The following is a 12782-nucleotide window of genomic DNA, read 5'->3' as shown; positions in this document are numbered from 1 at the left end:
TTGTAAAGTTTTTTGAATTAATCAGACTAAGTACTAAACTATAAAGATTACATGAAAATAGGTATTGTTTGTTATCCAACATTTGGAGGAAGTGGCGTTGTAGCAACCGAATTAGGTTTAGAGTTATCAAAACGTGGTCATGAGATTCATTTTATAACGTATAATCAACCCGTAAGATTGGAGTTATTAGGTAACAACGTTCATTTTCATGAAGTAGCCGTTCCAGAATATCCTTTGTTTCATTATCAACCTTACGAACTTGCTTTATCTAGTAAATTAGTAGACATGGTAAAACTTCATGGTATTGAAGTTTTACATGTGCATTATGCAATACCGCATGCATACGCCGCTTATATGGCTCAAAAAATGCTTAGAGAGGATAATATTTATGTTCCTATTGTAACAACTTTGCACGGTACAGATATTACGTTAGTAGGTAGTCACCCTTTTTATAAGCCAGCAGTAACTTTTAGTATCAATAAATCGGATGCTGTCACCGCTGTATCTCAAAGTTTAAAGGATGATACGTTACGTTTATTTGATATTAAAAATGAAATTAATGTAGTGACTAACTTTATAGATATTACAAAATTTAGTAATGGATTTACGGATTGTCAACGGGGTATGATGGCCAATGAAGATGAAAAAATTATTACGCACATAAGTAATATGCGAGAAGTCAAACGTATACCTGATGTGATTAATATTTTTAATGAAATTCAAAAAGAAGTTCCAGCAAAGTTAATGATGGTTGGAGAAGGTCCAGAAAGAGAACCTGCTGAGCGTTTATGTGAAAAATTAGGAATTACAGATAAAGTGGTCTTTTTTGGTAATAGTAATGAGATTGACAGAATATTATGTTTCTCAGATTTGTTTTTATTACCAAGTAAAACAGAAAGTTTTGGATTATCAGCATTAGAAGCTATGGCGTCTGGCGTACCTGTAATATCTAGTAATACAGGAGGAATTCCAGAAGTAAATAAGGATGGTTTCTCAGGTTTTTTAAGTGATGTTGGAGATGTAAAGTCTATGAGTAAAAATGCGATTCATATTTTAAAGAATGAAGACGTATTAAAACAATTTAAGATCAATGCAAAAGAACAAGCTAAAACTTTTGATATCCATCGTATAGTACCGCAATATGAAGCTATTTATGAAGAAACATTGAATAAATGTAAGATTTTGAAGTAACAAAAAAAAGCCACCTTAATAGGGTGGCTTTTTTTATTTTATAATAGTGTTGGTTAGAATCTATAACGAATTCCTAAACCGATATCAAAACCTAAATCATCACCATAATCTCCAAAACCTAATTCAGGTCTAAAGTCTAAAGATAATTGTAACGGAATATCAAAATTATATTCAATACCAATGTCTCCAGCAGCAAAGATAAAAGTTTCATTGTAGGAAGCAATACCTCCCCCAGCACCTGCATACCAGTTAAAGTCTCCATCTAGAACCCAAACCCATTGGTATAACCCTGCTAACTTAAACCCATCGTTACGCCATCCTAAATCGACTTCTAATCTATTATTGTCACCCAAAGCACGTTGATATGATACTTCGGCACCAAAGCCATCACTATCTCCCAAACGTAATCCAATAGCATTATCCGAGATGTCTTGAGCATAAGTAAATGTTGCAAATCCAAAAATTGCAAAAGCAAACAAAAGTTGTTTTTTCATGTTAATTTATTTATTAGTTTAGTGTATATACGTTAATATCTAAAGCTTAGATGTCTTATATTAAAGACTTCGCGAATGTAATCTAATTATTTATGATTAAAATTTAAAATTTACACAAATAAAAAAAGACAAACAATGGTTTATCAAATTTATAAACTAAAATCAATTAATTGTACGACTCTATTTTTTATTCCATCTGCTTTAGTGGCAATTTCAGTAATTAGAGATGATAATAGCCTTTTTTTTAGTGTTTAGGTGTTTTCCATGTAATCTATAAATCTAATCAAGTTATAATTATAGTTTTGTGATTTGGTTTTTATGCTCCAATAGCATTAAAAACAGAGTTTATAATGATTTTTTTTATCTTGTTTTATAGTAATTGTTACTCTTACAAATGTAATTGGTCTGCTTATCTTTCTTATTTTTGTTAGGCAAGTTAATTTAGTATAGCAATGAAGTGATTCTTACGTTGTAAAATACATGTCTTGTTAACCTTTTGATAATTGAATAAAGCTAAAATGAATTTAAACAAGCTGAAAAATAGTTTATTAGGAGAATTGTACTCTGACGATTTAATTAAATCTATATACGCTACAGATGCATCCGTTTACAGAATGCTTCCGGCTGCTGTAGCTTATCCTAAAAATAATGAGGATATTAAAACGTTAATTGCTTTTGCTAAAACCAATAATACGTCTTTAATACCAAGAACAGCTGGTACATCTCTTGCAGGTCAATGCGTAGGAAATGGTATTGTTGTCGATGTGTCCAAACATTGTAACAATATAGTATCTATAGATCAGCTTAATAAAACGGTTACGGTTCAACCCGGAGTTGTTAGAGATCAATTAAATAATTATTTAAAACCTTTCGGTTTGTTTTTTGGCCCCAATACGTCTACTTCTAATCGCTGTATGATTGGTGGTATGGTTGGTAATAATTCTTCTGGTACGACTTCAATTAAGTATGGCGTCACTAGAGATAAAGTAGTAGAGCTTCATACTATATTAAGTGATGGTAGTGCTGTTGTTTTTAAAAGCTTGTCTCAAGAAGAATTTAAAGAAAAATTAAACCTTGAGTCATTAGAAGGCCAGATATATAATCAACTATATAACGACGTGCTCACAGAAGTCGCTCAAAAAGAAATTAATGCACACTTTCCAAAACAAGAGATACATAGAAGAAACACGGGGTATGCTATTGATCAGTTGATTGATAATGGTGACATTAATTTATGTCGTTTATTAACAGGTAGTGAAGGTACATTGGCGTTTACAACACAAATCACTTTAAAATTAGATGATTTACCGTTGAAGCATCGGGTAATGGTGGCGCTACATTTTAACACTATAGAAGATTGCTTAATTGCTGTTAGACCAGCAATGGAACATGATTTATATAATTGTGAGATGATGGATAAAACTATCTTAGATTTAACTAAACATAATAAAACACAACAGGACAATAGGTATTTTATTCAAGGTGACCCAGAAGCAATATTAATGTGTGAAGTAAGGGGGAATAGCTTAGAAGAGGCAAATCAAAAAGCGAATGCCTTAATTTTGCAAGTTGAAAAAGAAACTTTAAGCTATGCTAATCCAATATTGATTGAAGACCAAATAGATAAAGCGAATAATTTAAGAAGTGCAGGTTTAGGACTTCTTGGTAATATGATTGGTGATAAAAAAGCAGTCGCATGTATTGAAGATACAGCGGTCGCGTTACCGGATTTAGCTAATTATATTTCAGATTTTACAGCCTTGATGAAAGGTTATAATCAAAAAGCGGTGTATTACGCACATGCTGGTGCAGGTGAGTTGCATTTACGTCCTATTTTAGATTTAAAAAAGAGTGAAGATGTTAAGTTGTTTAGACAAATAACAACAGATGTAGCACATTTAGTTAAAAAATATAAGGGATCGTTTAGCGGAGAGCATGGTGATGGTATTGTTAGAGGTGAATTTGTAAAATTAATGATTGGTGATAAAAATTATCAGTTATTAAAAGGTATAAAATCAACTTTTGATCCCAATAACATATTTAATCCAGGTAAAATAGTAGATGCTTTTCCAATGGATAAAAATCTACGCTATGAAACTGATCGAAAAGTACCCGAAATTAAAACGATTCTCGATTTTTCTAAATCAGAAGGTATTCTTCGTGAAGCCGAAAAATGTAATGGCTCTGGGGATTGTCGAAAATTACCTGAATTTGGAGGGACAATGTGCCCTAGTTATCGAGCGACTAGAGACGAAAAAGATACAACCAGAGCAAGAGCAAATGCATTAAGAGAATATTTGACAAATTCGGAAAAATCAAACAAGTTTAATCACACAGAGTTAAAGCAGGTTTTTGATTTGTGTTTGAGTTGTAAAGCATGTTCTAGTGAGTGTCCAAGTAGTGTGGATGTTGCCAGTTTAAAAGCCGAATTTTTATACCAATATCAAAAAGAAAATGGTGTGCCTTTTAGAACAAAATTGTTTGCTTATAATGACAAATTAAATCATCTAGGAAGACATTTTAAAGGGTTGACTAATTTCATGTTCTCTAACACAATAACATCTTCTGTAATTAAACAGGCATCAGGTGTTGCCAAGGAGAGAAGTTTACCCTTATTATCAGATAAAACGTTATCTAAAGAGTATCAGATCCTTAAGAATAATCTAATTGTATCAAAAGCAATCAAAACAGTGTATTTGTTTAATGACGAATTTACTAATCAATTGGATGCTGAAATAGGAAGAGATGCTATTCATTTATTAACCAGGTTAAACTATAAAGTGGAGCTTATCGATAATGTAGAGTCTGGGCGGGCGTTCATGTCTAAAGGTTTATTGGAGCAAGCTAAAAAAGTGGCGGACAAAAATGTGGCTATTTTTAAAAATATAGTTTCTGAAAATACACCTTTAATAGGAATTGAACCCTCTGCTATTTTATCATTTAAAGATGAATACCCAAGGTTGGTCGACGACAAAATTTCAGCGAAAGCGATAGCAGAACACACCTACTTAATTGAGGAATTTTTATCCAATGAAATAGCACTAGGAAACATCAAATCGGATCAGTTTTCTGAAGATGAAAAAACAATTAAGTTTCATGGACATTGTCATCAAAAATCGCAATCCAATCAAATCTATAGTTTTAATGTGCTCAACCTTCCTAAAAACTATAAAGTAACCATTATCCCAAGTGGTTGTTGTGGTATGGCTGGTAGTTTTGGTTACGAAAAAGAACATTATAAAGTAAGCATGCAAATAGGGGAGCAGACCTTATTTCCTGCAGTTCGAAAATCACCTAAAACAACACAAATAAGTGCTAATGGTACTAGTTGTAGGCATCAAATTAAGGATGGAACACAACGTATTGCATTACATCCTATTACTATTTTAAAAAATGCTTTATTGTAGTTATTCTGTAATAGTATAACTTGTTAATGTCTGAATATTTGTTAACGATAAGGTTGTTGGCAATGTGCTTAAATCAACACCCGCTTGTTGCAAAAGTGTAATTGTTGTAGGGTTTAAGGAATATCCAGAGTCTGAGTCAGCTTTAATTAGACCAATATTTTTGGCATAAAAACTGTTGATACTTAATACCTCTTGTGTGTCTATTATAGAGATTACTTGCGTGATTCCGAATACTGAAATTTGGATCGTAGCATTTAAATCTAAACTTATGTTGGCCGAGGTTACGCTGTCGTATATCGTGTTATTAACAGTCAAAGCGTCTAAGTTTTCTAATTGCGTGCTGGTTAGCGTGTAATTTAAAGTGATTGGATACCCTTGTAAATCTTGAGTAAATGTTCCGGTTTTTAAAGCTAATTGGGTGCCGTTATTGGCTTGTGTATCATATAATACTGCATTTTCTAACGCTATTTCAAAATCAAAACCATCAATAGGTATTCCTACTGTTCCGTGAGTTGCCAATGTGGTTTCCGTTCGTGTTAATTCTCCACTTGTTAAAATACCACTCATAGTTCCGTTCGCCGGAGCACCCTGATTTACAGATAATGTAAACCCAGTATTTGTTTCGTTGTCCACCAGTAAAACATCGTCACTAACAATAGTCTCGTTAGTGTCATTATTTGTGTTTAGAATAGCATAATACCAAGAATCGTTGACCGTTAATGGGAAAAAATTGCCACTAAATTGTTGTTGCTGTTCTTGGCTGATACTATCGTTTGTATCATCGTTAGAACAATTAAATACAGTGAAACAAAAGATTACAAGTAATGTGAGTTTTAAAGGCTTCATTATCAAAGTGTTTTAACAAAAAAAAAAATCTAAAACTAATACTTTAAATGTAAGCTATTATTTTGTATTTTTAAAAGGTTGCATGATGGTAATCGCTGCAATCAGCTCTTGTTCGGACATATCCTTAAGTTCTTCGTCCGCATAAAAAGCACTTAGTTTATCTTCGCTATACCTATAAAGTTTCCAGCGTTTAAATTGATATTCTAAAGCCGTAAAATTCTCTACCCAATCTCCAGAATTTAGGTAGTTTGTTTTTCCTTTTTTAGTTTCAACTATCTCATTTTTTGGCTGATGTATATGGCCACATATCACATAATCATAACCGTTTTCAATCGCTAGATCTGTTGCTGTTTTTTCAAAGTCACTAATGTATTTCAAAGCGCCTTTGACACTGTTTTTTATCTTTTTAGATAGGGAATAACGTTCTTTGCCTAGTGTGACTAATATCCAATTAATAAATCTATTAATTAATATTAGTAAATCATAACCGTAGGCTCCAAGTTTAGCTAACCATTTGGCATTTTGGATAGAAACATCAAAAACATCACCATGAAAAAACCATGCTTTTTTACCATCTAATTCTAAAACAAGTTTATTGACAATAGAAATATTACCAATTTCAGAGTCAGTAAATTTACGAAGCATTTCGTCATGATTACCAGTAATGTAAGTCACTTTTGTGCCTTTAGCAGCTAAAGAGACAATTTTTTTTAACACTTGCATATGTGATTTAGGAAAATAACGTTTGCTAAACTGCCAAATGTCTATAATATCACCGTTTAATATTAGGTGTTTAGGATTTACACTACTCAAATAAGTCAATAACTGTTTCGCATGACAGCCATAAGTACCCAAGTGTACGTCTGATATAACAACAATTTCAACTTTTCTTTTTAATTTCAATGTAGAATGTATTTCTAAATTATATGCAAATATTAGTTTTTAGTGTTACTCAATCATTATGGCATAATTATCTAATTATAAGGGAATTGTTAAGATTACATTACCAAATTTTTGAAGTTGAAATTGCTACAGTTTTGTTTGGCTACTATTTATGATTACTTTAGCGTAAATTATTTTATGTATGGCAGGTAATAGCTTCGGAAACTTATTTAAATTAACCACATTTGGTGAGTCACATGGTGTCGCAATAGGAGGAATTATAGATGGATGTCCTCCTGGAATAGAATTGGATTTAGATGCCATTCAAATGGAAATGAATAGACGTAAACCAGGGCAATCTGCTATTGTAACACAACGTAAAGAACCAGATGAAGTCAAGTTATTATCAGGTGTTTTTGAAGGGGTTACGACGGGAACACCAATTGGTTTTGTTATCGAAAATGCCAATCAGAAATCAAAAGATTATTCGCATATAAAAGATGCGTATAGACCTAGTCATGCGGATTATGTTTATGACAAAAAATACGGATTAAGAGATTATAGAGGCGGTGGACGTAGTTCTGCTAGAGAAACAGCAAGTCGTGTAGTGGCTGGTGCAATTGCCAAGCAGATGTTGAAAGATGTTAAAATTAATGCCTTTACATCTTCAGTAGGGGATATTTTTATTGATAAACCGTATCAGGATTTAGATTTTTCTAATATTGAAAGTAATGATGTACGCTGTCCGGATTCAGCTATAGCTGAAAAAATGATAGATCGTATCAAACAAATTCGTAAAGAAGGTGATACCATCGGAGGTACAGTAACATGCGTGTTACAAAATGTTCCTATTGGACTGGGAGAACCTGTTTTTGATAAATTACATGCCGAATTAGGTAAAGCCATGCTATCTATTAATGCCGTAAAAGGTTTTGAGTATGGAAGTGGGTTTTGTGGTGCTAAAATGAAAGGTAGTGAGCATAATGACTTATTTAATATTGACGGTAGCACAAAAACGAACTTATCCGGGGGAATTCAAGGTGGAATAAGTAACGGAATGGATATCTACTTTAGAGTCGCGTTTAAACCCGTGGCAACTATTATGCAAAATCAAGAGACTATTAATAATGAAGGTGAAAAGGTAGAAATGCAAGGCAAAGGACGACATGATCCTTGTGTTGTGCCAAGAGCTGTACCAATAGTAGAAGCTATGGCAGCAATAGTTTTAGCAGATTATTTATTGATGAATAAAACCTATTCATAAGTCAGCGTTACAACTGTAAATATCACTTTTAGCCTTACTATTAAAATGAAACCTAAGATTTACTATACAGCTTTACAAACTTTTGATGCTGATCATAAACATGGTTTTAGTTGGAAGGATTACGTATCGTTTTCTGAAATTAAACATTTAAAAGAATTAGTATCTTTAGATGGTAACCTTAATAGGTTGTTATTTGTGCCAGATATGGATACAGAAGCAGATTGGGAACATTTAGTAACTGATCAAGGTGTGGTTATGTTTTATTTTAATACACTAGATTATGTATTAGAAAACGTAAAAACAATTCCATATTTTAATTTATTAGCCCTTGTTAAGGAACCTAATTTTGAAAAAGCAGACTTGACATCACAATTTGATTTTGTTGGGTATGATTTAATTACTATTGGAGGAGACACTAGTGCTTTAAGTAATGGTGGTGGTTTTGATAATACATTTTTACCTACTGATTTAAATGCTTTTGGTTTAATTTCTGATTACCATAAAGCTAAAAAGATACAAATAGATTTACCCCTTAATAATCTAGATCAAGAAGACACAACGTGTTATCTTTATGAAGTTTGGAGACATAAGATTATAGGAAGAAAAACTAACTAAACAACTAAAAAATAGTCCTTACTAAAAAGGATGACAATTGAGAGCATATGAAAAAACTTGCATTACACTGGAAAATTATAATAGGAATGGTTTTAGGAATCCTTTTCGGTTTTATAATTATGTCCATGGATTGGGGAAAAGAAAAAATTGTTGTAAAAACAATTGATGCTTATGAAAAAGTTATTCATAAAAACGTAAATGGTCAAGTTGTATCTACCGTTGAGTATGTGCCTGCTAAAGAAATAAAAATAACGAGAGCTAAATCTTTTGTGAGTAGGTGGATAGAACCTTTTGGTAAAATATTTATTAATCTTTTAAAACTAATTGCCGTTCCGTTAATATTAGCGTCTTTAATAAAAGGAATTTCAGATTTAAAGGATATTTCAAAAATAAGAACCATGGGGTTTCGTACCATTGGTATTTACATAGGAACAACAGTTATTGCTATTGTTATAGGTTTAAGTATTGTTAATATTATTAAGCCTGGCGAGGGAATGCCTAAAGAAACTATTGAAAAAATGAAAGAGGCTTATCAAGGTAATGCGGATGCCATGATTAGTAAGGCTAAAGTAACACAGGATGCTGGACCTTTACAAGCGTTAGTGGATATTTTTCCGAGTAATATTTTTCAATCTTTTGCAGAACCAGCAATGCTTCAAGTTATTTTCTTTGCATTATTTTTCGGAATCTGTTTATTATTAATTCCAGAGAAGAAAGCGAAGCCCTTAGTTGACTTTTTTGATTCCCTAAACGAAGCCATCATGAAAATGGTTGATTTAATTATGTTGTTTGCACCTTATGCTGTTTTTGCTTTAATGGCAAATGTTATTATAGCTTTTGATGATACAACAATACTAGTTAAGTTATTGGGTTATGCAGCCTGTGTCGTTTTTGGATTATTTTTAATGATTTGTTTTTATATGTTATTAATAAAGATAATAACAAAAAAATCGCCTTTTTGGTTTTTAAAACGTTTTAGTCCAGCACAGTTGTTAGCATTTTCTACAAGTAGTAGTGCTGCAACGTTACCGGTGACTATGGAGCGCGTGGAGGAACATTTAGGCGTAGATAAGGAAGTGTCAGGATTTGTATTACCTGTTGGAGCAACGCTTAACATGGACGGTACCAGTTTATATCAAGGGATCGCTGCAGTCTTTATTATGCAAGTGATTTGGCCAGATGGATTAACATTTACAAATCAATTAGTAATTGTAGGTACCGCTTTATTAGCGTCTATAGGTAGTGCTGCAGTGCCAAGTGCAGGTATGGTGATGTTAGTTATCGTTTTGGAAGCTATTGGTTTTCCAGAGGAATTGTTACCAATTGGATTGGCCTTAATTTTTGCTGTAGATAGACCATTAGATATGTGTAGAACCGTGGTAAATGTTACAGGAGATGCTACAGTATCCATGATTGTAGCAAAATCTTTAGGTAAACTTCATGATGATCCTAAACCAAAAGAATGGGATGACAATTATGAAAACGTAAAATAAAACAATAATGAAGGGATTTGATAATTTAGTATCTGTGCAATGGCTTGAGGCTAATTTAGATCAACCTAATTTGGTGATTTTGGACGCCACTATTACCAGAGTAGCAGGAAATCAATCTAATTCTGAAACACAACAAATACCTAATGCTCGTTTTTTTGATATAAAGAAAGATTTTAGTGATGTATTGGCAGATTTTCCCAGTACGATACCATCAGAACTTCAATTTGAGCAATCAGCCCAAGATTTAGGTATAAATAAGAATAGTTTTATTGTGGTTTATGACAGTAAAGGTATTTATTCTAGTCCGAGAGCGTGGTGGTTATTTAAAACGTTTGGACATACTAACGTTGCTGTTTTGGATGGCGGTTTACCAGAATGGCAAACACATCAATTTAAGACAGAACAATGTACAGAAAACGAAAAGCTAACAGGAGATTTTAAAGCGAAATATAACCCAAATAATGTGGTATATTTTGAGTCTTTAGAAGCTATAGGGAAAGATTCAGAATTTAAAATTATAGATGCACGGTCACAGGATAGGTTTACTTCTAAAGTGGCAGAACCTAGAGCGGGTTTACGATCTGGGACAATACCAAATTCGGTTAATTTGCCTTTTACAGCGCTCTTAAATGGTAATACATTTAAACCCCAAAAGGATTGGAAAGTATTGTTTGGTAGCGTTGCACTAAGTGATCAACAATTGGTATTTACTTGCGGTTCTGGTATAACCGCATCTGTATTAAGTTTAGCGGCAACAATCTTAGGATATAACAATTGTGTTTACGATGGGTCTTGGACAGAATATGGTAGTTTAATAAAGTAAATCTCTAAATGAAAACATTAATTGAAAAACTAAGGTATTTTCTTGAACAGAAAATAAATCTAGTATTACCTCTTTTTATTGTAATAACTCTCTTTTTAGAATACAAAAGGATTTATGCAAATCCGTACAGCTCTTTTTTTTCTATCCAGCAGTACTTCTATAAAATTAATTTAAATTTTTTAAATTCAAATTACTTTATTTTTAATTCTTTTCCGGCTGGAGAACATTTTTCTGGAGTAAACATACTAGAGTTTATTTTTATTCTAGTTTTAGTATTGTCGTATATCCTATATTATTTTAGCAAAGGTATTGAGAAGCGTTTGCTTCAATTTTGTTTTTCTATATTTTTTATAAATAGCGCTATAAGCTCGATTTTGACTTTATACTTTACTATTCGTAATCTTAAAATTGAATTTGGGACGTTGATATATCTATTAATAATCGTTTTTTGGACCTTATTCTTTTATTTAATACTTACAATTTTATCAAAAGGTGAAAAAGTAAAAACATATAAATATCGGTTATTAAATGATTATACTGCATTTAATTTAAAACGTGCGAATAAAGCACAACGGATCTTTCATTTAGTTTTTGATGCTTGTTTTGCAATTTTAGTGACTTCTAATTTAATTAGAATATTACCGATTAAATCACTCAGATGGTTATCTAATATTATTGGAGAACGGTATGTTATTACTTTATTGTTATTAGTGTGTATAACATTTTATTATATTATTTTTGAATTAATTTTTAAATCAACTCCGGCAAAGTTTCTAACACAAACTAAAGTGGTTAGTCTAACAGGTCAACCAATAACTTCGGGACAAATAATCGCTAAAAGTTTTTCTAGACGTTTACCTTTTAATCCGTTATCCTTTTTAACAGAACAATTAGGTTGGCATGATTCGTTATCCAAAACAACAGTCGTACAATTAACACGACAAGGAAAACACGGCAGTTGGTATTGGCTAATAATTCCCTTTTTTATAGGTCTATTTGCTATTGTTTTCTACGCTACCTTATATTTAAGAAAATATGAAAATTTTAAAGTCGGTGAAAATAATTACAACAATCAAAAATATGATATTGAAAGAAAATTAAACAATATAAGCGAGTTTGATTTTATTACACTATCAGAAACCAATAGCCGCTTTGGTAATAATCAATATTTAAAGGTTGGTTTTATAGGTAAGGATTCAATTGATTGTTATAAGATTAATGAATCTTATTTAGCAAATTCTTTGCAAAAAGCAGATCAATACTATGGTGGATATTATAACGGTCTGGAAGTTGTTACATTAAGTAAAGAAGATTTAAATAACGCTATTTGCGAAAGCTACGATTTTGATGGTTTATTTTCCGACTGTGGATTAAAATTGTTCGAGAATCAAAAGGCCGTGCGTATTAAAAAAATTGAATCGTTAAATGAACCAACTATAGGTTTTAATGATGTGTCTTTTAAGCAACAAAGAGATGGTGATTATGGTTTTACTATTAGACTTTCAAATACAGATAATAAGATAGTAATAGAAAATATAAAAACCGATAATAAAGACATCCTTTTTACTACAACTTTTCCCTATTCTGGTGCGGATAGTTATAATAAAGAAAAATATTCTATAAAAGGTTCGGGATTAGAACCAAAACAATCTGTTATATTTAAACTACAAATTAAAGACATGTTAACAGAGCAACGGTTTATTTATTCGTTAGAAATAGAGGGACGTTATACAAAAACATTAAAATTGGTTAAAAGTTTATAAATTT

Annotated in this window: 10 protein-coding genes; 7 read left to right on the top strand and 3 right to left on the bottom strand. The window is 31.9% G+C overall.

All coding sequences use genetic code 11. The features are described from left to right. Positions 1–51 precede the first annotated feature (51 nt). Positions 52–1191, top strand: coding sequence for an N-acetyl-alpha-D-glucosaminyl L-malate synthase BshA (gene bshA / locus E9099_RS17195; protein WP_136584745.1), 1140 nt, complete (start codon positions 52–54; stop codon positions 1189–1191). 53 nt (positions 1192–1244) lie between these two features. Here bshA and E9099_RS17190 read toward each other — a convergent pair whose 3' ends face one another. Then, the gene (locus E9099_RS17190) at positions 1245–1685 is read right to left on the bottom strand and encodes a hypothetical protein (protein ID WP_136584744.1); all 441 of its coding nucleotides are present in this window, start codon (positions 1683–1685) and stop codon (positions 1245–1247) included. A 518-nt stretch (positions 1686–2203) separates the two neighbouring features. On the opposite strand from E9099_RS17190, the gene E9099_RS17185 reads away from it, so the two are divergent. Then, positions 2204–5092 carry an FAD-binding and (Fe-S)-binding domain-containing protein gene (locus tag E9099_RS17185; RefSeq protein ID WP_136585207.1) on the top strand — a complete coding sequence of 963 codons (2889 nt, stop codon included), beginning with the start codon at positions 2204–2206 and terminating at the stop codon, positions 5090–5092. On the opposite strand, the gene E9099_RS17180 is transcribed toward E9099_RS17185, so the two are convergent. Then, positions 5093–5938 (bottom strand): hypothetical protein, encoded by an 846-nt coding sequence (locus E9099_RS17180; protein WP_136584743.1) that lies wholly within the window; start codon positions 5936–5938, stop codon positions 5093–5095. Positions 5939–5995: 57 nt separating this feature from the next. Continuing rightward, positions 5996–6841 (bottom strand): UDP-2,3-diacylglucosamine diphosphatase, encoded by an 846-nt coding sequence (locus E9099_RS17175; RefSeq protein ID WP_136584742.1) that lies wholly within the window; start codon positions 6839–6841, stop codon positions 5996–5998. Positions 6842–7022: 181 nt separating this feature from the next. Here E9099_RS17175 and aroC point away from each other — a divergent pair, with 181 nt between their 5' ends. The 5 genes from aroC to E9099_RS17150 are packed head-to-tail and all read left to right on the top strand — an operon-like array spanning position 7023 to position 12778. Beyond that, positions 7023–8084: a chorismate synthase gene (gene aroC / locus E9099_RS17170; RefSeq protein WP_101018477.1), complete on the top strand. Its 1062-nt coding sequence runs from the start codon at positions 7023–7025 to the stop codon at positions 8082–8084. Positions 8085–8129: 45 nt separating this feature from the next. After that, entirely contained in the window at positions 8130–8699 is a 570-nt protein-coding gene (locus tag E9099_RS17165) for a hypothetical protein (protein ID WP_136584741.1), read from the top strand. Between the two features lie 47 nt (positions 8700–8746). Then, positions 8747–10192, top strand: coding sequence for a dicarboxylate/amino acid:cation symporter (locus E9099_RS17160; protein WP_136584740.1), 1446 nt, complete (start codon positions 8747–8749; stop codon positions 10190–10192). Between the two features lie 7 nt (positions 10193–10199). After that, the gene (locus tag E9099_RS17155; RefSeq protein WP_136584739.1) at positions 10200–11015 is read left to right on the top strand and encodes a sulfurtransferase; all 816 of its coding nucleotides are present in this window, start codon (positions 10200–10202) and stop codon (positions 11013–11015) included. Between the two features lie 8 nt (positions 11016–11023). Beyond that, positions 11024–12778, top strand: coding sequence for an RDD family protein (locus E9099_RS17150; protein WP_136584738.1), 1755 nt, complete (start codon positions 11024–11026; stop codon positions 12776–12778). Positions 12779–12782: the final 4 nt, after the last annotated feature.

It is taken from the genome of Psychroserpens sp. NJDZ02, from assembly GCF_004843725.1.
Lineage (GTDB): Bacteria > Bacteroidota > Bacteroidia > Flavobacteriales > Flavobacteriaceae > Olleya.
Note: the sequence above shows the minus strand (reverse complement) of the source record. Positions and strands in the feature narration are given on the sequence as shown.

Bases quoted from the DNA above. Each gene is read 5' to 3' on its own strand.
- bshA (WP_136584745.1), top strand. From the start codon at position 52: ATGAAAATAGGTATTGTTTGTTATCCAACATTTGGAGGAAGTGGCGTT.
- E9099_RS17190 (WP_136584744.1), bottom strand. From the start codon at position 1,685: ATGAAAAAACAACTTTTGTTTGCTTTTGCAATTTTTGGATTTGCAACA.
- E9099_RS17185 (WP_136585207.1), top strand. From the start codon at position 2,204: ATGAATTTAAACAAGCTGAAAAATAGTTTATTAGGAGAATTGTACTCT.
- E9099_RS17180 (WP_136584743.1), bottom strand. From the start codon at position 5,938: ATGAAGCCTTTAAAACTCACATTACTTGTAATCTTTTGTTTCACTGTA.
- aroC (WP_101018477.1), top strand. From the start codon at position 7,023: ATGGCAGGTAATAGCTTCGGAAACTTATTTAAATTAACCACATTTGGT.
- E9099_RS17165 (WP_136584741.1), top strand. From the start codon at position 8,130: ATGAAACCTAAGATTTACTATACAGCTTTACAAACTTTTGATGCTGAT.
- E9099_RS17160 (WP_136584740.1), top strand. From the start codon at position 8,747: ATGAAAAAACTTGCATTACACTGGAAAATTATAATAGGAATGGTTTTA.
- E9099_RS17155 (WP_136584739.1), top strand. From the start codon at position 10,200: ATGAAGGGATTTGATAATTTAGTATCTGTGCAATGGCTTGAGGCTAAT.
- E9099_RS17150 (WP_136584738.1), top strand. From the start codon at position 11,024: ATGAAAACATTAATTGAAAAACTAAGGTATTTTCTTGAACAGAAAATA.